Source organism: Streptomyces sp. NPDC054770, from assembly GCF_053611985.1.
This window is the reverse complement of record NZ_JBSHBL010000041.1, coordinates 78003-101958: the sequence shown is the minus strand read 5'-3', so window position 1 is coordinate 101958 and position 23956 is coordinate 78003. Positions and strand designations below refer to the sequence as shown.

The following is a 23956-nucleotide window of genomic DNA, read 5'->3' as shown; positions in this document are numbered from 1 at the left end:
CCGTAGGGCAACGGCGCGGCTCACGGTCGTAGGCCTGCTCGGTCTGCTCGGTCCGCCTCAGGAAGGCTGGGCGACCTTCGGGGCATCGGCCTGCTTCGGCGGCGCGGTCTTCTGCTTGGGCGCCGCCTTCGTCTTGTCGGACTTGTCGCCGGTGAAGGCCTCGTACTCCGCGAGGACGTCCTCGGTCGGCCCGTCCATGCGCAGCACACCCCGCTCCAGCCACAGCACCCGCTCGCAGGTGTCGCGGATGGACTTGTTGTTGTGGCTGACCAGGAACACCGTGCCCGCGTGCTGGCGCAGCTCGCGGATGCGCTCCTCGGACCGCATGCGGAAGGACGCGTCACCGGTGGCCAGGGCCTCGTCGATGAGGAGGACGTCGTGGTCCTTGGCGGCGGCGATGGAGAAGCGGAGCCGGGCGCCCATGCCGGAGGAGTAGGTGCGCATGGGGAGGGTGATGAAGTCGCCCTTCTCGTTGATGCCGGAGAAGTCGACGATGTCCTGGTAGCGCTCCTTGATCTCCTCGCGGGACATGCCCATGGCGAGGCCACCGAGGTAGACGTTCTTCTCGCCGGTCAGGTCGCCCATCAGGGCCGCGTTGACGCCGAGGAGGGAGGGCTGGCCGTCGGTGTAGATGGCGCCGTTCTCCACGGGCAGCAGGCCGGCGACCGCCTTGAGGAGGGTCGACTTGCCGGAGCCGTTGGTGCCGATGAGGCCGATCGCCTCGCCCTTGTAGGCGACGAAGGAGACGTTCTTGACCGCGTGCACCGTGCGGGTGCCCGCTGCCTTCTCGGCGTCCTTGCGGCGCAGCATGCGGTTGAGGGCGGCGGTGGCGGAGCCGCGTCCGGAGCCGGTGCCGTTGACCCGGTAGACGATGTCGACGCTGTCGACGACGACGGTGGGGATGGGGGTGTCGCTCACGTTCTCAGCCACGGCCGTACGTCTCCTCAGCCTTCCAGAAGTAGATGAACCCGCCGACGCCCATGACCAGGGCCCAGCCGGTCGCGACGATCCACACGTGCGGCGGCAGCTGGTTGGAGTGGAAGCTGTCGATCAGGGCGTAGCGCATCAGGTCGATGTAGACGGCGGCCGGGTTGTCCTTGAGTACCGGGTTCACCCAGCTCGGCAGACCGTGGTGGTTCTTGGTCAGCTTGTCGATGTTCCACATGACGCCCGAGATGTACATCCAGGTGCGCAGCACGAACGGCATCAGCTGGGAGATGTCCGGGGTCTTGGCGCCCCAGCGGGCCATGATCAGCGACATGCCGGTGTTGAAGGTGAACTGCAGGATCAGCACCGGGATCGCCAGCAGCCAGGAGGCGGCCACCGGCACGCCGAAGCAGAGCAGGATGACGACCAGGGCGGCCATCGAGAACAGCAGCTGCTGGAGCTGCTGGAGGCAGAAGGAGATGGGCAGCGCGGCGCGCGGGAAGTGCAGGGCGCGGACGAGACCGAGGTTGCCGGCGATCGCGCGGGTGCCGGTCATGATCGAGCTCGACGTGAACGTCCAGATGAACACGCCCGTGACCAGGAACGGGATGTAGTCCGGGACGCCCTTCTTGGTGCCCAGCAGGATGCCGAAGATGAAGTAGTACACCGCGGCGTTCAGCAGCGGGGTCATGATCTGCCAGACCTGGCCGAGCTTCGCCTGTGCGTACTGGGCGGTGAGCTTGGCGGTGGCGAACGCGACGATGAAGTGCCGCCGCGCCCACAGTTGGCGGATGTACGCCGGCAGAGAGGGACGGGCGCCGCTGACCGAGAGTCCGTACCGGGCGGCGAGCGCCGCGAGGTCGTCCTCGGCCGTGACCGGGGCCGGGGGCGGTGTGTGGAGAACCTGGGTCACATCCGCTGCTTTCACTCGGGGGGTGGGGGTGCTGCGGCGTCCGGCTGGGGCCGGGCCCGTCACCCGAAGTTTCCTTACGCTTCTCTTCACGTTTTCTTACGTCGGGACGGGACCGTATCGTCGCAACGGGAGCGTAGGCCGATTCGGCGTCGGAACGCAACCGTTTCGTCGTCACGGGTGGCTGTGGATCGTCACACGTTCGAGGTCGAGGCGGGACCGATTCGTTGCGTTGCGGTGCGGGCACGTGTTCGGTACGGCGGTGAGCTGGGGCGTGTTCAGCAGGTCGGCGTTGCGGCGTTCGGGTGGCGGCCTCGTGTCGAGGTGTCGTCGGAACGCAACCGTTTCGTCGTTACGCCCCTATGCTGGGGGCATGACGACGAACGCCGAGGAGTCCCAGACGCGTCCGCGCCGACGAGCCCCCGCCGGGGCGGCCGTCCTCCGAGAGGACGTGACCGAGGCCATCCGGGCCGCCGTCTTCGAGGAGCTCGCGGCGGTCGGGTATGCCCGGATGTCCATCGAGGGCATCGCGCGCCGCGCCGGCGTCGGCAAGACCGCCGTCTACCGCCGCTGGCGCTCCAAGCTGCACCTGGTCCTCGACGTCGTCTCGGCCCTCGCCGTGCTGGGCCTGCCGGTCCCCGACACCGGCTCCCTGGAGGGCGACCTGCGACTGCTGTACGAGGTCACCTCCCGCGCGCTGCGCCACCCGGTCGCCTCGCAGATCATCCCGGACCTGCAGGCCGAGGCGGCCCGCAACCCCGACATCGCCGAGGCCATGCAGAAGACGCTGCGCGAGGGCCAGGAGGGCGTCGCCAGCAAGATCATCGAGGCGGCACAGCGGCGCGGTGAGCTCGCCGAGAGCCTCGACGACGACCTGGCCATGGACCTGATCTCCGGCCCGCTGTACTGGCGCTCGGTGGTGATCCGCACCCCGAAGCTGCCGAAGGGCTACCTGGCGGCGCTGGCCCGCGGGACCACGGAGGCGCTGAAGGCGCTGTGAGCGGGTCGGCCGCGGAGCCGGTCGGCCGGGAAGCCCACTCGGCCCGGGATGTCACAGGCGGCGCGGCCGTCTCGTCGTAGAGGCGCAGGCATCCTCGATCAGGGAGTGGACGATGAACCTCGCGCTGTGGATCGCCGCCGGACTGCTCGCCGCGGTGGCACTGGCCGGTGGGATCAGCAAGACGTTCGTACCGCGGGAGAAGCTGGCCGCGGCCCATGGCGGCGGCTGGACCGGCGACGTCGGCGACGGTTTCGTGCGGACGCTCGGCATCCTCGAACTCCTGGCCGCGGCGGGCCTGGTCCTGCCCGCCGTCAGCGGCATCGCACCGGTCCTGGTGCCGGTGACCGCCGGCGCCTGGGTCCTGCTGATGATCGGTGCGATGATCACCCATGGCCGGCGTGGTGAGCGGGCGTTCGTGGCGCTGAACCTGGTGTATCTCGCGCTGGCGCTGGTCGTCGCGGTGGGCCGGTTCGGCCCGGGCTCGTTCTGACGGGACGGGACGGGACAAGGGGGAGGGACACATGAAGAACAGGACCGAGGAGTTCCAGGAGCTGCGGCCGCTGCTGTTCTCGATCGCGTACCGGATCCTGGGCAGCGTCGGCGAGGCCGAGGACGCCGTCCAGGAGGCGTGGCTGCGCTTCGCCGGCTCGCCGACCGAGGTCAGATCGCCGAAGGCGTTCCTGTCGGCCGCGGTGACCCGGATCTCGATCGACGTACTGCGCTCGGCCCGGGTCCGGCGCGAGGAGTACGTCGGCCCGTGGTTCCCCGAGCCGCTGCTCGCCGACCCCTACGAGGACCCGGTGCGGTCGGCGGAGCTGGCCGACTCGGTGTCGATGGCGGCCCTGCTGCTCCTGGAGCGGCTCAGCCCTCTGGAACGCGCCGTCTTCGTGCTGCGCGAGGTGTTCGACTTCGGCTTCCCCGAGGTCGCCTCGGCGGTGGGCCGCTCGGAGGCCGCCTGCCGTCAGCTGGCGGTCCGGGCCCGGCGCCACATGGCCGAGGGCCGCCCCCGCTTCGAGGCGGACCGCAGGGAACGCGACGAACTGGCCGCCCGCTTCTTCGAGGCCCTCCACGAAGGCGACCTGGCCGGCCTGCAGGATCTGCTCGCCGCCGACGTGTCGCTGGTCAGCGACGCCGGTGGCAAGGCCCCGCAGCTGGCCCACCCGGTGCTGGGCGCCCAGAACGTGGCCCGTCTCCTCGCCGCCGTCATCCCGTTGCTGTTCCGGATCGAGGTGACCTGCGAGCGCCACGAGGTCAACGGCCAGCCCGGCGCGATCTTCCGTGACCGCCACGGCCGGGTCCTCCAGACCTTCTCCCTCGACGTCCTCGACGGCCGGGTCCAGGCGATCCGCCTGGTCCTCAACCCCGACAAACTCGCCCACGTGGGCCCGGTGGCGGACGCCTGGGCCATCGCCGAGGAAGCCAAACAGGCCCGCAGAACCCCAGAGTGACGCGACCTCACGACCCCAGCCGCCGGGTCAGCGCCGCCAGGCCCGCCGTCCGCAGCACCCGGTCACCGAACCCCGGCAACGGCACGTGCAGGACCTCCGTCCACCGTTCCGGTACGGCTCCGACGCCGTGCACGGTACCGGCCAGGGCGCCGGTGACCGCCGCGACGGTGTCCGTGTCGCCGCCCAGGTCGACGGCCGCCCGGACGGCGTCCTCGTAGGAGGAGGTGGTCCGCAGCGCCCAGACCGCGGAGCCGAGGCAGGGCCACACGGCGCCGTTGAACTCGGTCGCCAGGTCGGGGTGCCAGGCGGGGGCGAGGACGGTGGCGTACCGGTCCCGGTGGTCGGGGTGGACCGCTGCCAGCGCTTCCGGTACGGCGGCCAGCGGGTCGTCTCCGGCCAGGGCGACCCGCAGCAGTTCGTGGAGGATCGCGGTGCCCTCCCAGGCGGCCCGGTCCCCGTGGGTGAGCGCGGCCAGCCGCCGTCCGGCGTCCATCGTGCCGTCCCGGCCCAGGGGTGCGAAGTACACCCCGGAGGTCGCGGCGCGCATCAACGCGCCGTTGCCCGCGGCACGTTGGCTGGTCTGGAAGTGCAGGGCGGCGGCGAGGTCCCACGGGTCGCCGCTGCTCAGCACGGCCTCGGTCTGCAGGCCGATGTCCTTCGGGCCGGCCGCCGCCCACCGCCGGAACCGCCCGAAGACGTCCGGGAGTTCCAGCCCGCCGCACTCCGCCAGGGACTCCCCGACGAGCACCGCCATCTGCGTGTCGTCGGTCGCCTCGCCCGGTTCCCAGCCTCCGCCCCCGCACATCTCGCCGCCGTGACCGGCCGTCGGGAACCGTGCGGAGAAGGTTCCCTCGGGGCCGAACTCGAAGGGCGCGCCCAGGGCGTCACCGGCGGCGGAACCGATGACGGCGCCCAGGGCGCGGTCGCGGCGGAGCGGGCGAGGCATGCCCGCAGGGTACGGGGTCGGCCCCGGCCGCTTCCGGAGGCGGGTCAGGTCCGGGCCGACTCCGGATGCAGGCGTACCCAGCCTGCCCAGGCCGACGTGATCATGTCCTGGACGTCGTGCTTGGCCTTCCAGTCGAGTTCGGTGGTGATGCGGTCGGCGGAGGCGACCACGCGGGCCGGGTCGCCGGGGCGGCGCGGGGCGACGACCGGCGGGAGGTCGTAGCCGGTGACCGCGTTGATGCGGTCGATCATCTCCCGGACCGAGACGCCCTCGCCGCGCCCGATGTTGAGGGTCAGTGTGCGGCCCGGCTCGGCCTGGAGGGCGCGGGCGGCGGCCACATGGGCCTCGGCGAGGTCCACCACGTGGATGTAGTCGCGGATGGTGGTGCCGTCCGGCGTCGGGTAGTCGGCGCCGAAGATGCGCGGCGGCGCGTTCTCCGTGAGCTTCTCGAAGACCATCGGGACGAGGTTGTAGACGCCCACGTCGGCGAGCTCGGGGCGGGCCGCGCCGGCCACGTTGAAGTAGCGGAGCGAGGCCGTGGCCAGACCTGTGGCCCGGCCCGTCGCGCGGACCAACCACTCACCCGCGAGCTTCGTCTCGCCGTACGGCGACATCGGCACGCACGGCGTCTCCTCCGTCACCAGGTGGACGTCCGGCATCCCGTAGACCGCCGCGGAGGAGGAGAACACGAAGGACGGGACCCGTGCCTCCGTCACCGCCTGAAGCAGGACACGCAGGCCTTCGACGTTCTCGTGGTAGTAGTGCAGCGGGCGGTCCACCGACTCGCCGACCTGCTTCTTCGCCGCCAGGTGCACGACCCCGGTCACCTCGTGCTCGGCCAGCACGCGCGCGACCTTCTCACCGTCGAGCGTGGAGCCCGTCACCAGGGGCACGTCCTCCGGCAGGCGTTCGGCGATGCCGGTGGACAGGTCGTCGTACACCACCGTCCGCTCGCCGGCCGCCGCCATCGCGCGTACGACATGCGCCCCGATGTAGCCAGCGCCGCCGGTGATCAGCCAGGTCATGTATGGAGGTCCCCTCCGTCGGTCGGCCCGTGGTGTTCGTCAGCCGCGGTCACCCCTCAGTGAAGCAGGTGCCGCCGACATCCGTGGACGGCCGGCCTGGCTCACCGCGGCCGCGCGGACACGTGGCGTGCTCTCCCGGCGGCGGGTGGCGCGCCACAGGCGGGTGAGGGAGAGCACGGCGGCGGTGGCCAGCAGGCCGTTGCGGGCGAGCATCAGCAGACAGCCGGTCCAGGTGCAGTGGACGACCTCGGCGTAGAACGCGGGATAGGCGACGGCACTCAGCGCGGTCGCCGCCGCGATCAGGGCGGCGACCGGACGCTGGCTGGTGTGCTGCGAGGACAGGCACACGGCGGCCAGGCCGAGCAGCCAGATCATGTACTGCGGGCTGATCACCCGGCTGGTGACGGTGAAGAGCAGCACGGCGCTCAGCGCCGCGTCGTAGGGGGTCGCCGGAGTCCAGTGCCGGGCCCGTACCCGCCACAGCAGGAGGAGGGCGAAGGAGGCCGCGGTGAGCGCGAGGGAGGCGGTCGCGATCGCGCGCACATGCGGGCCGACCAGTTCGACGGCGCCGTACTGGTAGCGGGTCGTGCCCGGCCAGCCGGCGTGCCGCGCGAGGCTGAGCGCGGTCCCGCCGAGCGACTCGACCTGCACACCCCGGCCGCCCTGCTGACGGAGGAACGCGAGCGGGTTGCGGAACGACATGACGAAGGCGGCGAGGGTCACCGTCCCCGTCAGGGCCGCGGACAGCCACGCCGTGCGCGTCGGGCGCCCGCGCTCCAGGCCGAGCAGCACCAGCGCCGGCCACACCTTCACCAGCGCGCCCAGCGCCGCGAGCGCACCGCACGCGCGCGTGGAGCGCGACAGCGCCAGCAGGGAGAGCACGGCGAAGGCGGTGACCTCCACGTCGTAGCGGGCGAGCGGAAGGTGCAGCAGCAGGGGCAGGCCGCCGGTCCAGAAGGCCGCGCCGAGCAGGGTGCGGCCGGGGCGCGTGCCCGCGCGGGCGAGCGCCGCCGTGATCAGCGCGTCGGTGGCCAGGGTGAGCGCCACGAACGCCTGGAAGTAGCTCAGTCCGGGCACCAGACCCGGCGCGAGCAGCACGGCGCCGGCGCCCGGCGGGTACTGCCACAACGTGTCGTGCGCCGGGAACGCGCCGTGCGACAGCACGCCGTACCAGTGGAAGTACAGCCGCCACACTTCGCGCGCGACCGATCCGTGGCCCAGGAGTCGCTCGTTGTTGTGGGCGAGGAGCCACAGCATCAGCGTGCGCGTGGCGGCCCAGGCGGCGGCGAGGCAGAGGAGACGCGTGAGGCCGGGCGGGCGGCGGAGACGCGGGAGTCGAACAGCCGGGGCGAACGGGACGCGCGGGAGCGGGAAGTGCGGGCGGCGATTCATCAACGGCGAGCGTAAGCCGCGCGGATGGTGTATCCATGCCGATACGCCGTCAATACCCGGCAAAGGTTGGCTAATCGCAAAAGATCGGGCCGTGGTGAGTATCGGGCCTCTCGTAAAAGCACATCCGCGAACGACACGAACAGCACAGGACGGCCGGCCGGCTCCACGGAGTCGGCCGCGCCCGTTGGGCGGTCCGCCCCGATGGCCGGGGGCCACCCGGGTCCTCGCCGTGGCCGTCCCGGCGGCGGCGATGCTCGCGGTCGGGCTCTGGGGGCTGCACCGCGGCGGCATGTGGCGCGACGAGGCCGTCACCTACCAGGTGGCCCGGCGCACGGTCCCGCAGATCTGGCGGCTGCTGCACGGCGTGGACGCGGTGCACGGCCTGTACTACCTGCTGATGCACGTCGTCCTCGCCGCCGATCCCGGCCACCCCGGAGAGGTCGTCCTGCGGCTGCCCTCGGTGTGCGCGTCGGCCGTCACCGCGGGCCTGCTGGCCGTCCTCGGCACCCGGCTGGCCCGGCCGCGCGTCGGCCTGTGGGCCGGGCTGCTGTACGCGGTCACCCCGCTGGTCGGCCACTACGCGCAGGAGGGCCGCTCGTACGCCCTGGTCGCCGCCGGCGCCACCGGCGCCACGCTGCTCTTCGTCCGGGCGGTGCGGGAGGAGGAGCGGCGGGCCTGGTGGCGGTACGGCGCCGTGCTCGGAGTCACCTGCTGGCTGCACGAGTTCGCCGTCCTGCTGCTGCTCGCGCACGCGGGAACTCTGGCGCTGGCCCGTTCGTCGGGAAGGGTGTGGCGGGGGTGGGGCTGCGCGGCCGGGGGCGTGGCGCTGTCGCTGCTGCCGATGGTCGTGGTCTCGCACGGGCAGTCGGCCCAGGTGGCCTGGTTGCGGGAGCCGGACGTGGAGACCGCGCAGGAGTTGCTGCGCCAGTACCTCGGACCGACCGACCGGGTGTACTGGGTGTGCCTGGCGCTCGGACTCCTCGGGCTGACGCGGCTGGTGGGCCGGCGCGGCGAGGTGACCCTCGCGGCGGTCGCGCTGCCGCTCGCGGTGCTGCCGCCGGTGGCCCTGATGCTGGCCTCGCAGCTCACGCCGCTGTACGTCGACCGGTATGTGCTGTACGCGCTCGCCGGAGGGCCGCTGCTGGTGGCGCTCGGCGCGGACCGGGTCGCCAGGGCACTCGGCCGGCTCTGGCCCCAGGGCGCCGCGGCCGTGCCCCGGTCGCCCGCGTTCACCCTGGCCGGGGTCCTGGCGATCGCCCTCGCCTTCACCCACCAGGTGCCGCTGCTGCGGGCGGACCGGGTGCCGGGCACCCGGCCCGACGACCTCGGCGCGGTCGCGGCGGCCGTGGCCCGTACGCTGCGGCCCGGCGACCCCGTGCTGTTCCTGCCGGCCCATGCGCGCGGGGCGGAGCTTGCGTATCCCGCCGACTTCAAGGCCACGAAGGACGTTGCACTGGCCGAGCCGGGGGCGGAGTCCGGGACGCTGTACGGGCGTGAGGTGGGGGCGGGGACGCTACGGCGGCGGTTGGCGGGGGCGGATGAGGTGTGGGCCGTGATGGAGAAGTACGCGCTGGTGCGCGGGTATCGGCCGCGGCTCGCTACGGAGCGGGCCAAGTTCGCCGTGCTGAACCAGCAGTTCGTGCTGCGGGAGGAGATGGTGATTGATCGGGTTGCTGTGAGGTTGTATGTGCGGCCGATTCGGGTGGGTTCGGAGGAGTCCGGGCTGCGGGCGGGTGGGGGCTGGTCGCGCCCACGCGGCGGCAGCCGCACATCGACAACAGCCCCGCGCCCCTAAAGGGGCGCTCAGCGCGCCCCTTCCTCCGCGGCCGCCGCATCCAAAGTTCCCGTCAGTTGGTCCAGGCGCTCCTTCAAGTTCCGGATCTCCTCCACGTCGAACCCCGTCGCCGACACGATCCTCCGCGGTACCTCCAGCGCCCGCTCCCGCAGTGCGGTGCCCTCCTCCGTCAGCCGGACCTCCACCGAGCGTTCGTCGCGCGTGCTGCGCTCGCGGTGTACCAGGCCCGCCGCCTCCAGGCGTTTGAGCAGCGGCGACAGGGTGCCGGAGTCCAGGCGCAGGTGTTCGCCGAGCTTCTTGACCGGCAGGTCGCCCTGTTCCCACAGCACCAGCATCACCAGGTACTGCGGGTAGGTGAGCCCGAGGTCCTTGAGGATCACGCGGTAGACGCCGTTGAAGGCGCGGGACGCGGCGTGCAGGGAGAAGCAGATCTGGCGGTCCAGGTGGAGCCACTCCGCCTCGGCGGCGGGGCTGGGGGTCGGGGTCGTCACGCTCATGGCTCAAGGGTAGCGCTTGCGGGTCATTTAGTTGTGCGCAATTGAGTTGTGTGCTCTACTTGTGGTCGTGAGGGCGGCCGGAACGGGAGCCGCCGGAACACCGATACTTCGAGTACTTCGAGAGGGATGGTCTTCCATGGACGCCATCTACACGGCAGCCGCCACCGCCACCGGCCGGGAAGGACGGGCGGTCAGCTCGGACGGGCAGCTGGACCTCACGCTGGCGTTCCCGCCCGCGCTGGGCGGCAACGGCCAGGGCACCAACCCCGAGCAGCTCTTCGCCGCCGGTTACGCCGCCTGCTTCGCCAGCGCCCTCGGCGCCATCGGCCGTCAGGCCAAGGTCGACACCGGCGAGATCTCCGTCACCGCCGAGGTCGGCATCGGCAAGGACGAGTCCGACGGCGGCTTCGCGCTCAAGGTCACCCTGCGCGTCGAGCTCCCCGAGGCGCTCGCCAACGAGACCGGCGAGAAGCTGGTCCACCAGGCCCACGAGTTCTGCCCCTACTCCAAGGCCACCAAGGGCAACATCCCGGTCGAGCTGGTCATCGAGTAGTCAACGGCGTCGGGGACGCTTCCCCCGTCCGGGTGAGCCGCGCGAGCACCTCCCCGGTCCGCCTGCTCCAGTCCACGACCACCGCCTCCGCGGGCAGCCGCTCCCGCCGCGTCAGCAGCAGCCAGCGCACCCGGGAGCGGTGGTCGTGGCCGTCGGCCAGGTCGATGCCGTAGCCGGGAAGCAGCCGGACGGCGTAGTAGGCGTCCGTGGCCACCGGTTCCCCCGGGCCGATGTGCCGGGCCGCCCAGTCGTACGACGGCCAGCGCGGCGGCTGCACGAAGCCGACCGGGTCCACCGAGCGCGGTACGACCGCTCCGGCCTGCGCGGCCAGAAAGCCCAGGCAGACCCCGCCGGCCGCGGCCCAGCCGAGCGCTCGCCGCCGGCCGGGCCAGGGCCGCTGCGCCGCCAGCTCCACGGCGAGCGCGCACTGCGGCGCCAGCAGCGCGAGCCCGAGCACCCCGACGAGCCGGCTGTACGCCAGCACCAGGCACTCCAGAGCGAACAGCAGTACGAGCGGATCACGCCAGGCGCCGGGTCCCGCCGCCGCTCGCCCCGCCGACCCGGCCGCCCGCCGGGCCCGCAGCCACAGCGCCGGCACCCCGAGCAGGGCCAGCCAGCACTGGCCGGCCAACCCGGTCAGCCCGGTCAGCCCGTCGTACGGCGCGTATGACGGGTACGGCTCGTACGGTGACGGCGACAGTGGCAGCACGCGCGCGTGCGTGCCGACAGCGAGCGCTGCCACCGTGACCGCGCACATCAGGGCCCACCGACCCCACACCCCGCCCCGCCACCCCCGCTGCCACCCCGCCACGAACGCCACCGCCCCGGCCGCCGCGCCCACCCCGGTCACCGGGTCGACCAGCGCCACCGCCCCGTACAGCAGTCCGAGGGCCGCGTACCCGGACAGGCTGCGCAGGCCGCTCGGGCCGACATAGCGCACCCGGCGCAGATCGCGGGCGCGGGCGCCGGTCAGGGCCCAGGCCCAGAGGGCGAGGCCGAGGGCGAACGCCGACGGGTAACCGAGGCTGCCGGTCAGCGGCAGCAAAGCCAGCGAGTCCCCGCCCCACGCCGGTCGCGTCCCCCACAGCACGGACACGAAGGCCAGCGCCAGCACCGGAGCCCACGGGCGCGGGGTGAGCACGCGGACCAGCCGGCCGAGACCCGTCAGCAGCACCAGCAGGTTCAGCGGGCCGCACACCCGCAGCAGCTGCCAGCCGCTCAGCCCGGTCAGCCGCGCCAGCGCACCCTGCGCCAGCACGTACGGGGACACGGCCGGGCCCGCCAGACCCGCCCGCAGCCGGGCCACCGCCGCCGCGTGCTGCCCGGCCTCGCAGCACGGCGGCACCCGCCAGTACGCCAGGGTCATCAGCAGCCAGAACAGCAGGCCGAAGACCTGGTACGGGGTGAGCCTGCGGACCCGGCCGCCGCGCAGAGCGGTGGAGCCGCGGGTGGTGCGCCGGAGCAGGGCGCCGGTGCTCACCGGAGGAATCGGACAGGGCGGACCATTTGCCAAGTGTTCCCGTCCGCCCCGACGGCGTTGCCGTCCATCACCTCATCGAGTGATGCCGACCGCCCTCGACGACCCCTGCGCGGGAACCGGCACCGGCCGGTGCACCAGCGGTTCGAGGAGCAGTGGCACGCCCACCACCGGCAGCAGCCAGGCCAGCACGATCAGCCGGTCGCCGCCGATGGTGATGTCGGGATGCCCGGCCTGGGTGAGGATCCCGGTCCCGGCGGCCGCCAGCAGGAAGACACCGAAGGCGGGCCGCCGCCGAGCTCCCCACGCCCCGGCCGCCAGCGCGGCCGGGAACAGGGGTTCCGTCAGCTGCCGGCGCAGCCACTCCGCCCAGAAGTCGAACTCCAGATGGAGGAACTCCCGCCCGGGGTGGGGCCGGTCCGGGTGGGTGTAGTGGCCGGTCAGCAGGTCCTGCACGCTCTCCGCCTCGGCGGGGTAGTGCAGCAGCCGGGCGAGCAGCAGGGTGCCGGCGACCGCCCCGCAGCCCACCGCCGCGATCGCGGTCACCCCGCGCCCGGGGCGCCGCCCGTGCCGCAGCCGCCACAGCGCGACCATCGCGGCGGCCCCGGTGAGGCACGCACCGAGAAAGAGCGCCTGCGAATGCTTCACGGTGAACAGCGCGACCAGCGAGCCCGCCACCAGCGCCGTCCCCGTACCCGTCCGCCCCGCCTCCGCCCGCCGCCCGGTCAGGGCCAGCGCGCAGCCCCACACCGCCGTCAGGGTCAGGGCCAGCATCAGGCCCTCCGCCATCGGCCGCATCGCGGTCGTGCCGACCGGCAGGACGTAGTACAGGGCCTGTCCGGTCAGCGCGAGCGGCACCGGTGCCGACACCGTCCGCAGCACCAGGAAGACCAGCACCCCGCCCGCGCCCGCGACCAGCACGCTCGCCAGCCACACCCCCCACGTCACCCCGAACACGGTGACGAACGGCACCAGGAACACCGGATAGCCCGGCCGCACCTCGAAGATCCGCCGCAGCCGGGGGGCCACGAACGGCGCGATGTGCCCGTCCGTCTGCGCGCCCCCGGCCCGCAACCGCCGCTCCACCCGGCCCAGTTCACCGGCCCGGCAGTCGGCGAACACCCGGCCGGCCGGACTCGGCGCGTGGAAGCGCAGCACGTCCACGCGCTGCGCGCGCTCCGCCGCCGACGCCTCGCCCGCGCACGCCCAGTCCGCCGTCTCGGCCGCCGCCTCCCGCTTGCCCGCCCCGGCCAGGGTCAGCGCGTACGACACGTAGTTCTTGGAGTCGGGTGTGTCCCGGCCGGTGACGGTGGCGAGTTGCAGCACCGCGAAGACGGCGGCCAGCAGCAGCACCCAGGTGCGCGGTCTCACGTCGCCGCCGGCAGGCCGGGCGCGCCGGCCGGGCCGGGCACCCGGGCCCGCTCCGGCATCGGCTCGCCGAGCAGCAGCGTCCGTACGACCCGTTCGGCCGCGCGGCCGTCGTCGAACTCGCAGAAACGGGACCGGAAGTCGGCCCGCAGCCCTGCCGACTCCTCGTCGCGCCAGCCCCCCGAGGCGAACAGCCATGCCAACTCCCGGTAGGAATGGGAGACATGGCCCGGTGCCTCGGCGGTGATGTCGAGATAGGCGCCCCGGCTCGCCGTGTACGCGGGCCAGTCGTCGGCGTGCACGACGATCGGCCGGTCCAGGTTGGCGTAGTCGAACATGACGGAGGAGTAGTCGGTGACCAGGGCGTCCGAGGCCAGCATGACCTCCTCGACGTGCGGTTCGCCGGTCGCGTCGATGAGGACTCCGCGCCGGTGCAGCTCGGCCAGGCCCATCCCGCGCGCCGGTCCGGTCGCGAGGGCCGGATGCAGGCGGACCACCAGGGTGTGCCCCGCGCCGAGGTCGGCGGCGAACCGGGCCAGGTCGATCCGGTCGACGTGGCCGCCCCGGACGTAGTCGCGGCGGGTCGGCGCGTACAGCACCACCGTGTGGTCGGCCGGAATGCCGTGCCGGGCCCGGAAGTCCGTCGGGCCGCCGGTGACCAGGACGTCGTTGCGCGGGCTGCCGGTGCGGGCCGACGCGAAGTGGCAGGGGTAGGCCCGCTCCCACACCAGCTCCGAGTGGCGGTTGGCGACCAGGCTGTGGTCCCAGCGGTCGGCCCGGCGCAGCATCTGCGGCACGTCGAAACCGAGCCGGGCGCCGGGCTTGCCCAGCAGGTCGGCGCCCAGGTACTTGAGCGGGGTGCCCCGGTGCGTGTGGACGTGCACGCTGCCGGGCCGTTTCACCAGCGTGCCGGGCCAGTTGACGTCGTTGACGAAGAACTTCGCGCGGGCGGTCAGCCGCAGGTACTCCGGGGAGTCCAGCAGCACATGGTCGACGCCGGCCGGCAGCTCCGCCGCGACCTCCGCGTCCCGCACCACCCAGACGCCGCGCAGCCGCGGGGCGATCTCGCGCGCCGCCCGGTACACGGCCGCCGGGTCGCCCCGCAGCCCCTGGTGCGAGGCCGCCGAGTACAGGACCAGCTCCTCGTCCAGGGGACGCAGGCCGCGCAGCCCGGTCAGCGCGCGCCGGCCCCGGGCCCCCGCCGCCCGCCGCGCCCGCAGCGCCTGCCGCCCGCTCTCCCGGCCGGCCCGCCCGGCCAGCTGCCGCAGCCGGTACGAGGCGTACGACCCGCCCAGCACACCGAGGTCGGCCCCGGTCTCCTCGGGCCGGAACGCCCGGTACAGCTCCGCCGTGCGCCGGAAGAACTCGCCCTTGGCGGCGGGCGGCAGCCGGTCCGGCTTGGCGAGGATGTCCAGGCAGTGCTCGCCCATCTTCCGGTGCAGGTAAGGCCGCCAGACCGCCAGTTCCGGGCGGGCGTCGACGAAGGCGAAGACCCGCTTGTACTGCTCGTGGACGTCGAAGTGCTTGCGGCTGGTGGTGGAGAGGATGTTGCCCTGCCGGCGCTGGCGGTAGTTGAGGCAGATCCGGTCGAGGGTGGCGATCCGGGCCGCGCTGAGCATGACCGGGAAGGTCCAGGGGGTGTCCTCGTAATAGCCCGGCGGGAACCGGAAGCCGTTCTCCTCGACGAAGTCCCGGCGCTGCACCTTGTTCCAGACCACCATCAACAGGTCGAGGATCTCCGGGCGTTCGGCCGCCGTGAACACCTCCGACGTCGCGCCGAGCAGCTCGGCGAGGGCGTTGCGCCGGGTCCCGCCCCACCAGTAGGTGCGGGCGTAGTCGAAGACCAGCACGTCCGGGTCGCCGGTCTCCGCCAGCCGGTCGGTGATCGCGCGCAGCGCGCCCGGGGTGAGGGTGTCGTCGCTGTCGAGGAAGAGGAGGAAGTCACCGGTGGCGTGCGGGAGTCCGGCGTTGCGGGCGCGGCCGAGACCGACGTTCTCCGGCAGGTGCAGGACCTTCACGCGCGGGTCGCGGGCCGCGTACTCGTCGAGGATCGCGCCGCAGCCGTCCGGGGAGCGGTCGTCGACGGCGATCACCTCGATGTCGTGGAAGGACTGCTCCAGGACCGAGTCGAGGCACTCCCTCAGGAAGCCCTGCACCTTGAAACAGGGGATGATCACACTGAGTCGGGGCACGGTCGGTCAGCTCCTGACGAGGGTCGCGGCCGGGGCGGGCAGACGTTCGGCGAGCGGGATCACCGTCGGGATGTCCTGCGGCGGCCGGCCGAGGAACACCCGCCGTACCACCCGCTCGGCGGCCAGCCCGTCGTCGAACTGGCAGAAGCGCGCGCGGAACCGGGCCCGCAGCTCCCTGGACTCCGAACCCCGGTAGGAGCCGTCGCGGAAGACCCGGGCCAGTTCCTCCGGGGTGTGGGCGATCGGCCCGGGAGGTTCGGCCATCAGGTCGAAGTAGACGCCCCGGGTCTGCCGGTAGACCTCCCAGTCGTCGGCGTAGACGACGATCGGCCGGTCCAGGTTGGCGTAGTCGAACATGATGGAGGAGTAGTCGGTGACCAGTGCGTCCGCGGCCAGGCAGACGTCCTCGGCGGAGCGGTGCGCGGTGACGTCGATGACCCGGCCGCTGCCCCGGCCGCTGCCCCGGTCGTAGAAGTAGTGCGCGCGCAGCAGGACGACGACGTCCTCGCCGGCCGCCTCGCAGAACGCCTCCAGGTCGAGGCCGGGCTCGAAGCCGGTGTGGTGGTCGCGGTGGGTGGGGGCGTACAGCACGGCCGTCCTGCCGTCGGGGACGCCCAGCCTGCGCCGGGCCCGGACCACGTCGTGGGCGGACGCCGTGTAGTAGACGTCGTTGCGCGGATAGCCGTACTCCAGGGTCTGGTACGAGCCGGGGAAGGCGCGTTCCCACATCTGGGTGGAGTGGCGGTTGGCGGAGAGGTTGAAGTCCCAGCGGTCGACGCGGCCGAGCAGCTTGGTGAAGCTGCCGGTCTGCGCGGCGACCACCGGGTACGTCGACTGGTCGACGCCCATCTTCTTCAGCGGGGTGCCGTGCTGCGTCTGGACGTGCACGCTGCCCGGCCGCTTGACGACCCCCTCGGCGAAGTTGGCGTTGTTGACCAGGTACTTGGCGCGGGCCAGCACCTGCCAGTACCGGCGGCTGCCGATCACCGCGTACTCGACGTCCTGCGGCACGGTGTGTTCCTGGCCGGCCTCGACCAGGAACACCGAGCGGATGTGCGGGGCGAGTTCGCGGGCCACGGCGTGGATCGCGGCCGGGTTGCAGACGTAACCGCGCCCCCAGTACGCGCAGTACACGGCGAGGTTCGCGTCCAGCGGGCGGCGCAGGTCGAGGGCGTAGCGCAGCCGGGTGAGCGGCATGCGCGGGCGGGGCAGCCGTTCGGCCGCCCCGGCCGCGACCCGGTTGGTACCGCGCAGGACCCGGAACGCCGTGTACGCGCCCGCCGCGAGCAGCCGGTGCTGCACCCCCACGCTGCCGCCCGGCATCCGGAACCCGGCGGGCCGGTGCGCGCGGTGCAGCCGTCGGGCCCGCCGGAAGAACGCGCGGTGCCCGGACGGCATCCGGTCCGGCCGCGCGGCCGTCTTCAGCACCACCGCGAAGACCTGCTCGAACAGCGCCCGCGCCCGCTCGCCGGGCAGTCCGGCGGCCCGTTCCAGCACCAGCTCCACCTGGTCGAGGAGTTCGTGCCGGTGCGGCCCGGGCAGGTTCAGCCGGCTGCCCTGCCGGCGCAGCCGGTGCCGTACCACCACCGAGCGCAGCACCGCGATCCGCTCGGCGGCGACGGTGGTCAGGCCGCCCCAGCCGAGGTCCGTGAAGTGCCCGTCCGGAAAGCTCAGCCGCCGTTCGGCCAGGAAGGCCCGGCGGTAGACCGCGCTCCAGGCCGGCAGCGCCACGCCGGTCAGCCGGGGCGCCCGGTCCGGGGCGAACGCGCCGCTCGGGACGCCCGCCAGCAAAGGCGCCGCCGGGTTCGTCGGTTCGCCCTCCCACCAGGGCGTGCGCTCGTGCTCGGCATACAGGACGTCCACGTCACCGGTCTCGGCGAGCCGGGCGTCGAGCAGCGCCAGCGCACCCGGGACCAGCACGTCGTCGCCGTCGAGGAACAGCAGGTACGTGCCGTGCGCCGCCCGCATCCCGGTGTTCCGGGCCCCGCTCAGCCCGGCCGACGGCGGTGAGTGCACCGGGGTCACCCGGGAGTCCCGGTCGGCGTAGGCGGCGGCGACCGAGGCGGCCGCGGCGTCGGGCGCGTCGCAGACCGGGATCAGCTCCAGGTCGCCGAAGGACTGGGCGAGGACCGAGTCCAGCGCCTGGGACAGCCGGCCGGCGACCCCGTGGGACGGGACGATGATGCTGAAGCGGGGCATGCTGCTCTTTCTCAGGTGTGCATGCGGCCCGGCCTTCCCGTCGGTCGCCAGGTGGACGGCCGGGACGGGGTGGGCCGCGAGGTGTTGGGGGGCACGAGGGAACTCCCTGCAAGGCAAACGGCGTTCAGCGGCTCTCGGTGACGGGCAGATGGCCGGAAGGTTGCGGAACGGTGGCCAACGGGGACTGGGTGAGCCCCGAGGCCGCCGAGGGCACCGGGTGCCGCTGCTCCAGCGGGACGACCTCCGGCAGCCCGGCCGTCTCGCCGAGCACCACGTGCCGGACGACCCGCTCGGCGGCGCGTCCGTCGTCGTGCCGGCAGAACCGCTCGCGGAACGCGGCGCGCAGCTGGGCGGAGCGGGAGCCGCGCCAGTGGCCGGTGGCGAAGATGTCGATCAGCTCGTCCTCGGTGCGGGCGACCGCGCCGGGCGGGCTGGAGCGCAGGTCGAAGTAGGTGCCGCGGGCCGCGCTGTAGGCGTCCCAGTCCTCGGTGTGCACGACGATCGGCCGGTCCAGGTTGGCGTAGTCGAACATGAGGGAGGAGTAGTCGGTGACCAGCGCGTCCGCGGCCAGGCAGAGGGACTCCACGCTGGGGTGGCCGCTGACGTCGATCACCCGGTCCCCGGTCGCGAGCGGGCCGCCGTGCCAGTAGTGGGCGCGGGCCAGGATCACGAAGCGCGGGCCGAGGCGGCGCACGATCCGCTCCAGGTCGAGGGCGGGGCGCTGGGTGCGCCGGTAGTCGCGGTGGGTCGGGGCGTAGAGGAGGGCGACCGTGCCCTCCGGGACGCCGAGCGACTCCCGGATCCGGGTGACGTCGGCCGAGGTGGCCTTCTGGAAGACGTCGTTGCGCGGGTAGCCGTATTCCAGGGTCCGGTATCCGCCGGGGTAGACGCGTTCCCAGGTCAGGGTGGTGTGGCGGTTCGCGGACAGGACGTAGTCCCACTTGTCGACCCCCCGCAGGAGCTCCTCGAAGTCCATGTCGGCGGCGGCCGCCGGGTGTTCCTGGAGGTCCAGGCCCATGTGCTTGAGCGGGGTGCCGTGCTGGGTCTGCACGAACACCTGGCCGGGGCGCTTCTTCAGCCGCCGGTCGAAGTTGACGTTGTTGACCAGGTACTTGGAACGGGCCAGCGCCGTCCAGTAGGCGAAGGTGCCCGGCCGCAGCCGGCGCGGGCCCGGCGGGATCGTGTGGTGGTGTTCCGGCCGGGCGATCCAGGCGGTGCGGACATGCGGGGCATGGGTACGGAACGCCTCCTCGAGCGCGCCCGGATTGCAGCTGTGGCCGCGGTTCCAGTAGGCGGCGAAGACCGCGCGGTCGGCGCGCAGCGGGAGGCGCAGCTGGATGCGGTAGTGCAGCTGGAGCAGGGCCGAGCGCAGGCCGCGGGCGAACTTGACGCCGGCCTTGAGGGTGCGGCGGCGGGCGGACATCGCCAGCTGGAGGGCGCGGTAGGTGCGGTGCAGGCCGTAGTGGACGAGGCCGTGGCGGAGCCGGGTGCGCAGCGGCACCGGGGTGCCCTTGGCCCGGTAACGGCGGTAGTGGGCGCGGGCCGTGCGCAGGAACTCGGCGCGGCTGCCCTTCGGGAGCCGGTCCCGCCTGGTGAACACCGTGGTGAAATGGTCGACCATCCGGCGGAACAACACCGGCCGCCAGCCAGCGAGTTCGGGCCGTTCCTCGATGAACGCGAAGACCCGGTCGTACTGGTCGAAGATGTCGAAGTGCCGGCGGCTCCGGGTGCCGAGGATGCTGCCCTGCCGCCGCTGCCGGTAGTGCACGCAGACCCGGTCGAGGGTCGAGATCGACCCGGCGGCCATCAGGGCCGGGTAGGTCCAGGGCGTGTCCTCGTAGTAGCCGGGCGGGAAGGCGAAGCCGTTCTTCTCGACGAACTCCCGCCGGTACGCCTTGTTCCAGGCCACCATCAGCACCCGCAGCAGACCCGGCCGGTCCTCGAGCCGGAACGGCGCCGGGCCCTGCTCGGTCAGCTGCGACGCGACCTTGTTGCGCTCCGCCCGGCCCGTCCAGAACGTCCGCGCGTAGTCGTACACGAGCACGTCCGGATCGCCGGTCTCCTTGACCCGGTCGGCGATCGCCCGCAGCGCGTCCGGCGTCAGCGTGTCGTCGCTGTCCAGGAAGAGCAGGTAGTCGCCGCGCGCCTGCGCCATCCCGGCGTTGCGGGCGCCGCCCAGGCCCTGGTTCTCCGGCAGGTGCAGGGCTTTCACGCGCGCGTCCCGGGCCGCGTACTCGTCGATGATCGTGCCGCAGGCGTCCGGTGAGCAGTCGTCCACGGCGATCAGTTCCAGATCGGGGTACGACTGCGAGAGCACCGAGTCCAGGCACTCGGGCAGATACGCCTGGACCTGGTACGCGGGGACAATGACACTGAACCTGGGCAAGGGACATCCATGGGTCGGTCGGCGCGGGCGTTCTGCCCGGGAACGGCCAATGGAGTGATTTGGTTACGGTTCGCTACGTCATATGGGTTACGCTCCGTGAGCGGGTCGGGGCGGCCCGATGGCAGCCCCGACCCTTTTCCGGAGCCCTTGTGCGGTTGTCTGACGTGCGGTTATTTGACCGCTCCCGCCATCACCCCCGTCACGAACTGCCGCTGGAACGCGAAGAACACGGCCAGCGGGATCACCATCGAGATGAACGCGCCGGGCGCGAGGACGTCGACGTTGTTGCCGAACTGGCGTACCTGGGTCTGGAGCGCGACGGTGATCGGCTGGGTGCCGGACTTGGTGAACACGAGCGCCACCAGCATGTCGTTCCACACCCACAGGAACTGGAAGATGCCCAGGCTCGCGATCGCGGGCCCGCCCAGCGGCATCACCACCCGCGTGAACAGGCGCAGTTCACCGGCGCCGTCGAGGCGGGCCGCCTCCAGCAGCTCCCGCGGGATCTCCGCGAAGAAGTTCCGCAGCAGGAACACCGCGAACGGCAGACCGAACCCGACGTGGAAGAGGATCACCCCGAAGATCGTCCCGAACAGGCCGATCTTGCCGAAGAGTTCGGCGATCGGGATCAGCGCCACCTGGACCGGCACGACCAGCAGGCTGACCACGGTCAGGAACCACCAGTCCCGGCCCGGGAACTCCATCCACGCGAACGCGTAACCGGCCAGCGCCCCGATGACCACGACCAGGACCGTCGCCGGGACGGTGATCAGGACAGTGTTCCAGAGGGAGTTGGTGATGTCGCTGTTCTCCAGGAGCTTCTGGTAGCTCTCGAACGTGAGCTGGGACGGCTTGCTGAACACGTGCCACCAGCCGCTCGCGCTCATGTCGTCCGGCGAGCGCAGCGAGGACGCGAGCAGCCCGATCGTCGGCACCAGCCAGAACAGGGCGACGACGATCAGGAAGACCCGCACCAGACCGCCGTTGATCTTCTCCAGCAGCCAGCTCATCGCCGCTCCTCCCGCCGCAGCCGACGCACGTTGAACCACATCACCGGGATCACGAGCAGCAGCAGGAACACCGCGATGGCGCTGGCGATGCCCGGCTGGCCCTCCGAGAAGCCCTTGCGGTACAGCTCCAGGGCGAGCACGTTCGCGTCGTCCTGCGAGGAGCCCGGCGCGATGATGTACACGAGGTCGAAGACCTTCAGCACGTTGATCATCAGGGTGACGGTGACCACCGCCAGGACCGGTGCGAGCAGCGGCACGGTGACCTTGCGGAACACCTGCCACTCGTTGGCCCCGTCGACCCGCGCCGCCTCCAGGAGCTCCCGGGGCACACCTGCCAGCCCGGCCGCGATCAGCACCATCGCGAAGCCCGCCCACATCCAGACGTACGACCCGATGATGGCCGGTGTGACGAGGGACGGGCCGAGCCAGTCGACGCCGTTGTACGGCTGCTTGAAGTTGCTCGCGGGCAGCCGGAGCCGGGCCCCGTCCGCGGCTGCGGGCAGGGTGAAGGTGCCGTCGGCCGCGGCCTTGGTGGACGCCACCACCTTGCCGTCCTTGACCGCCTCGATCCGCATCCCGTCGTAGCCGAGCTCGGACGGGTCGGGGGCGCCCAGCCTGCCGACGCCCTTGCCCCGCGTGAAGTCCTGCCAGGTGGTACCGGTGATCTTCCCGTTCTCGGGCTTCGCCGCCACGGCCTTCTTGGCGCCGTCGGGCATCTGGTCGGGGGCGACGCCGACGAGCGGGAGGGTGACGGTCTGACCGGTGTGGATCGTCGTGCTGGTGATGAAGCCGCCCTGGTCCGCCTTCAGGGGCGACTCGCGGCCCGGGTGGGCGTTCGGGAACGCGGAGGACTGGGCGAAGGTGTCGTGGATGCCGACCCAGACCGCGTTGGCGACCCCCTTGTCCGGGTCCTGGTCGTAGACGAGGCGGAAGATGATCCCGGCGGCCAGCATCGAGATCGCCATCGGCATGAAGACGACCAGCTTGAACGCCGTGCCCCAGCGCACCCGTTCGGTCAGCACCGCGAAGATCAGGCCGAGCGCCGTGGAGACCGTCGGCGCGAACACCACCCAGATCACGTTGTTCTTCAGGGCGGTACGGATGCCGTCGTCCGTGAAGATCGCCTTGTAGTTGTCGAAGCCGGCGAAACCGTCGCCGTTCGCGTTGTAGAAGCTGCGGATCAGCGAGTACCCGATCGGGTAGACCACGAGCGCGCCGAGCAGCACCAGGGCGGGGAGCAGGAAGAGAACCGCCACGGTCCTGCGGGTGCCGGTCACGCTCTTGCGGCGGTCGGGAGGAGAAGCGGGGGCCGTGGCTGCGGGTGCGGCCATCGCCGGGTCAGCTTCCGCTGCCGTAGGCGGCCGCCGCGTCCTTCTCCAGCTTCGCCTGGGTGCCCGCGACGTCCGTCGGGTTCTGCAGGAAGTCCTGGAGGTCCTTCCACTCGCCCTTGCCCGGGGTGCCGCCGAACGCCTGCGGGGCCTGGTCGGACATGTCGAAGCGGAAGTCGTCGCCGGACGCGATCAGGGACTTGGCGATCGTGCGCTGCACCTCGTTCGGGTAGGCCGAGTTCGGCACGCTTTTGTTCGGCGAGAGGTAGCCGCCGAGCTTCGCCTGGATGGTCGCCGCGTCCGGGGAGGCCAGGAACTTCGCCAGCGCCTGGGCGCCCTTGGAGTCCTTGAAGATGACCGCCGCGTCACCGCCGGAGACCACGGGCGCGGTCGAGCCGACCGCCGGGAACGGGAACACCTTGGCGTCCGTGCCCACCTTCGCCTTGGTCTCCCCGATGTTGACCTGCACGAAGTCGCCCTCGTACACCATGGCCGCCTTCGGCTGGTCGCCGCCGGTGAAGGTCTGGGTCACCGAGGCCGGGAACTCCGTCTGCAGCGCGCCGGACGCGTTGCCCGCGACGTACCCCTTCTTGCCCCAGATCTGGGCGAGCGTGGTCAGCGCCTGCTTCACCGACGGGTCGGTCCACTTGATCTTGTGCTGGGCGAGCTGGTCGTACTTCTCCGGGCCCGCCTGGGAGAGGTAGACGTTCTCGAACCAGTCGGTCAGCGTCCAGCCGTCGGCGCCGCCGATCGAGAAGGGGGTGACGCCCGAGTCGTATACCGCCTGCGCCGTCGTCAGCAGGTCCTGCCAGGTCTTGGGCTCCTTGGCGCCCGCGTTCTCGAAGACCTTGGTGTTGTACCAGACCAGCGACTTGTTGGCGGCCTTGTAGTAGACGCCGTACTGCTTGCCGTCGACCTTGCCGATGTCCTGCCAGCCCTGCGAGTAGTTCTTCTGCACCTCCGTGAGCGTGTCGGCGCTCAGCGGCTTCGCCCAGCCCTTCTGCACGGCCTGCTTGATCGCGCCGGGCTGCGGGAGCAGTGCGATGTCCGGCGGCTGACCGCCGGCGATCTTCGACCCGAGGAAGTTGATGATCGGGTCCTGGGCGGGCACGAAGGTGACCTTCGCGCCGGTGCGCTTCTCGAACTCCGCGAGCACCTGCTTGAAGTTCTTCTGCTCCTGCCCGGTCCAGACGGCGGCCACTTCGAGGGTGGTGCCGTCGAGCTTCGGGAGGGTGAGGGTGCTGGTCTGGGTGGCACCGGTGCTGTGGTCGCCGTCGGACTTCTTGTCGTTGCTTCCGCACGCGGCGAGCGCGAGGGATCCCGCGAGCAGTGCGGCGAGCGTGGCGAGGGCCCTGTGTGTCCGGATGGTGTTGCTCATGACGCGCATCACTTCCCCGTTCGTCGTTCCTCATTGAACGTCAGAACTCTGTCCCGTGCGCTCCGGTGTACGCGGGCGCCGCGGGGCCTGCAAGGGTGCGTGCCGGTGAGGGCCGGGGATCGTGA

At 72.2% G+C, this 23956-nt stretch carries 19 protein-coding genes; 5 read left to right on the top strand and 14 right to left on the bottom strand.

The annotated features are described in order from the left end of the window. Positions 1-57: 57 nt before the first annotated feature. Together ACWGKQ_RS30790 and ACWGKQ_RS30785 are read right to left on the bottom strand one after the other, a co-directional pair. On the bottom strand, positions 58-930 hold the full coding sequence (locus tag ACWGKQ_RS30790; RefSeq protein WP_453295270.1) for an ABC transporter ATP-binding protein: 873 nt from the start codon (positions 928-930) through the stop codon (positions 58-60). After that, positions 923-1840, bottom strand: a complete 918-nt coding sequence (locus ACWGKQ_RS30785; RefSeq protein WP_453295269.1) for an ABC transporter permease — start codon at positions 1838-1840, stop codon at positions 923-925. The genes ACWGKQ_RS30790 and ACWGKQ_RS30785 overlap by 8 nt, the downstream gene beginning before the upstream one ends. 370 nt (positions 1841-2210) lie before the next feature. On the opposite strand from ACWGKQ_RS30785, the gene ACWGKQ_RS30780 reads away from it, so the two are divergent. The 3 genes from ACWGKQ_RS30780 to ACWGKQ_RS30770 all read left to right on the top strand — a co-directional run bounded on the left by ACWGKQ_RS30780 (position 2211) and on the right by ACWGKQ_RS30770 (position 4285). Further along, positions 2211-2837: a TetR/AcrR family transcriptional regulator gene (locus ACWGKQ_RS30780; protein ID WP_361288589.1), complete on the top strand. Its 627-nt coding sequence runs from the start codon at positions 2211-2213 to the stop codon at positions 2835-2837. Positions 2838-2949: 112 nt separating this feature from the next. Beyond that, the gene (locus ACWGKQ_RS30775; RefSeq protein WP_453295268.1) at positions 2950-3327 is read left to right on the top strand and encodes a DoxX family protein; all 378 of its coding nucleotides are present in this window, start codon (positions 2950-2952) and stop codon (positions 3325-3327) included. A gap of 31 nt (positions 3328-3358) precedes the next feature. Further along, positions 3359-4285 carry an RNA polymerase sigma-70 factor gene (locus ACWGKQ_RS30770; RefSeq protein WP_453295267.1) on the top strand — a complete coding sequence of 309 codons (927 nt, stop codon included), beginning with the start codon at positions 3359-3361 and terminating at the stop codon, positions 4283-4285. 7 nt (positions 4286-4292) lie between these two features. On the opposite strand, the gene ACWGKQ_RS30765 is transcribed toward ACWGKQ_RS30770, so the two are convergent. From ACWGKQ_RS30765 to ACWGKQ_RS30755, 3 genes are read right to left on the bottom strand one after another with little or no spacing between them, the layout of a single operon-like run. Next, positions 4293-5231, bottom strand: a complete 939-nt coding sequence (locus ACWGKQ_RS30765; protein WP_453295266.1) for an ADP-ribosylglycohydrolase family protein — start codon at positions 5229-5231, stop codon at positions 4293-4295. A gap of 44 nt (positions 5232-5275) precedes the next feature. Next, positions 5276-6256 (bottom strand): UDP-glucose 4-epimerase GalE, encoded by a 981-nt coding sequence (gene galE, locus ACWGKQ_RS30760; RefSeq protein WP_453295265.1) that lies wholly within the window; start codon positions 6254-6256, stop codon positions 5276-5278. Between the two features lie 39 nt (positions 6257-6295). Beyond that, a complete protein-coding gene (locus tag ACWGKQ_RS30755; protein WP_453295264.1) occupies positions 6296-7648 on the bottom strand; it encodes a glycosyltransferase 87 family protein in 1353 nt (450 codons plus the stop codon). Between the two features lie 250 nt (positions 7649-7898). Between ACWGKQ_RS30755 and ACWGKQ_RS30750 the strand changes: the two genes are divergently transcribed. Beyond that, entirely contained in the window at positions 7899-9443 is a 1545-nt protein-coding gene (locus ACWGKQ_RS30750; protein WP_453295274.1) for a glycosyltransferase family 39 protein, read from the top strand. An 8-nt stretch (positions 9444-9451) separates the two neighbouring features. Here the strand turns inward: ACWGKQ_RS30750 and ACWGKQ_RS30745 are convergent, their stop codons facing one another. After that, positions 9452-9940 carry a MarR family winged helix-turn-helix transcriptional regulator gene (locus ACWGKQ_RS30745; RefSeq protein WP_453295263.1) on the bottom strand — a complete coding sequence of 163 codons (489 nt, stop codon included), beginning with the start codon at positions 9938-9940 and terminating at the stop codon, positions 9452-9454. Positions 9941-10076: 136 nt separating this feature from the next. On the opposite strand from ACWGKQ_RS30745, the gene ACWGKQ_RS30740 reads away from it, so the two are divergent. Then, positions 10077-10493: an organic hydroperoxide resistance protein gene (locus ACWGKQ_RS30740; RefSeq protein WP_391388999.1), complete on the top strand. Its 417-nt coding sequence runs from the start codon at positions 10077-10079 to the stop codon at positions 10491-10493. Here the strand turns inward: ACWGKQ_RS30740 and ACWGKQ_RS30735 are convergent. The 8 genes from ACWGKQ_RS30735 to ACWGKQ_RS30700 all read right to left on the bottom strand — a co-directional run bounded on the left by ACWGKQ_RS30735 (position 10483) and on the right by ACWGKQ_RS30700 (position 23840). Continuing rightward, positions 10483-11973 (bottom strand): hypothetical protein, encoded by a 1491-nt coding sequence (locus ACWGKQ_RS30735; RefSeq protein WP_453295262.1) that lies wholly within the window; start codon positions 11971-11973, stop codon positions 10483-10485. The two genes, ACWGKQ_RS30740 and ACWGKQ_RS30735, sit on opposite strands and share 11 nt — an antisense overlap. Positions 11974-12045: 72 nt before the next feature. Next, positions 12046-13341 (bottom strand): hypothetical protein, encoded by a 1296-nt coding sequence (locus ACWGKQ_RS30730; protein WP_453295261.1) that lies wholly within the window; start codon positions 13339-13341, stop codon positions 12046-12048. Next, positions 13338-15530 (bottom strand): bifunctional glycosyltransferase/CDP-glycerol:glycerophosphate glycerophosphotransferase, encoded by a 2193-nt coding sequence (locus tag ACWGKQ_RS30725; protein ID WP_453295260.1) that lies wholly within the window; start codon positions 15528-15530, stop codon positions 13338-13340. Before ACWGKQ_RS30725 ends, ACWGKQ_RS30730 begins: the two co-directional genes overlap by 4 nt. 6 nt (positions 15531-15536) lie before the next feature. Then, positions 15537-17729, bottom strand: a complete 2193-nt coding sequence (locus ACWGKQ_RS30720) for a bifunctional glycosyltransferase family 2 protein/CDP-glycerol:glycerophosphate glycerophosphotransferase (RefSeq protein WP_453295259.1) — start codon at positions 17727-17729, stop codon at positions 15537-15539. Between the two features lie 124 nt (positions 17730-17853). Beyond that, positions 17854-20115, bottom strand: coding sequence for a bifunctional glycosyltransferase/CDP-glycerol:glycerophosphate glycerophosphotransferase (locus ACWGKQ_RS30715; protein WP_453295258.1), 2262 nt, complete (start codon positions 20113-20115; stop codon positions 17854-17856). A gap of 170 nt (positions 20116-20285) precedes the next feature. Then, positions 20286-21125, bottom strand: a complete 840-nt coding sequence (locus ACWGKQ_RS30710; RefSeq protein ID WP_453295257.1) for a carbohydrate ABC transporter permease — start codon at positions 21123-21125, stop codon at positions 20286-20288. Next, on the bottom strand, positions 21122-22456 hold the full coding sequence (locus ACWGKQ_RS30705) for a carbohydrate ABC transporter permease (RefSeq protein WP_453295256.1): 1335 nt from the start codon (positions 22454-22456) through the stop codon (positions 21122-21124). The genes ACWGKQ_RS30710 and ACWGKQ_RS30705 overlap by 4 nt, the downstream gene beginning before the upstream one ends. A gap of 7 nt (positions 22457-22463) precedes the next feature. Beyond that, positions 22464-23840 (bottom strand): ABC transporter substrate-binding protein, encoded by a 1377-nt coding sequence (locus tag ACWGKQ_RS30700; RefSeq protein ID WP_453295255.1) that lies wholly within the window; start codon positions 23838-23840, stop codon positions 22464-22466. Positions 23841-23956: the final 116 nt, after the last annotated feature.

Excerpts from the sequence above, each read along its gene's own strand:
- ACWGKQ_RS30780 (WP_361288589.1), top strand. The coding sequence starts at position 2,211 with ATGACGACGAACGCCGAGGAGTCCCAGACGCGTCCGCGCCGACGAGCC.
- ACWGKQ_RS30775 (WP_453295268.1), top strand. The coding sequence starts at position 2,950 with ATGAACCTCGCGCTGTGGATCGCCGCCGGACTGCTCGCCGCGGTGGCA.
- ACWGKQ_RS30770 (WP_453295267.1), top strand. The coding sequence starts at position 3,359 with ATGAAGAACAGGACCGAGGAGTTCCAGGAGCTGCGGCCGCTGCTGTTC.
- ACWGKQ_RS30765 (WP_453295266.1), bottom strand. The coding sequence starts at position 5,231 with ATGCCTCGCCCGCTCCGCCGCGACCGCGCCCTGGGCGCCGTCATCGGT.
- galE (WP_453295265.1), bottom strand. The coding sequence starts at position 6,256 with ATGACCTGGCTGATCACCGGCGGCGCTGGCTACATCGGGGCGCATGTC.
- ACWGKQ_RS30755 (WP_453295264.1), bottom strand. The coding sequence starts at position 7,648 with ATGAATCGCCGCCCGCACTTCCCGCTCCCGCGCGTCCCGTTCGCCCCG.
- ACWGKQ_RS30750 (WP_453295274.1), top strand. The coding sequence starts at position 7,899 with ATGCTCGCGGTCGGGCTCTGGGGGCTGCACCGCGGCGGCATGTGGCGC.
- ACWGKQ_RS30745 (WP_453295263.1), bottom strand. The coding sequence starts at position 9,940 with ATGAGCGTGACGACCCCGACCCCCAGCCCCGCCGCCGAGGCGGAGTGG.
- ACWGKQ_RS30740 (WP_391388999.1), top strand. The coding sequence starts at position 10,077 with ATGGACGCCATCTACACGGCAGCCGCCACCGCCACCGGCCGGGAAGGA.
- ACWGKQ_RS30720 (WP_453295259.1), bottom strand. The coding sequence starts at position 17,729 with ATGCCCCGCTTCAGCATCATCGTCCCGTCCCACGGGGTCGCCGGCCGG.
- ACWGKQ_RS30710 (WP_453295257.1), bottom strand. The coding sequence starts at position 21,125 with ATGAGCTGGCTGCTGGAGAAGATCAACGGCGGTCTGGTGCGGGTCTTC.
- ACWGKQ_RS30705 (WP_453295256.1), bottom strand. The coding sequence starts at position 22,456 with ATGGCCGCACCCGCAGCCACGGCCCCCGCTTCTCCTCCCGACCGCCGC.
- ACWGKQ_RS30700 (WP_453295255.1), bottom strand. The coding sequence starts at position 23,840 with ATGCGCGTCATGAGCAACACCATCCGGACACACAGGGCCCTCGCCACG.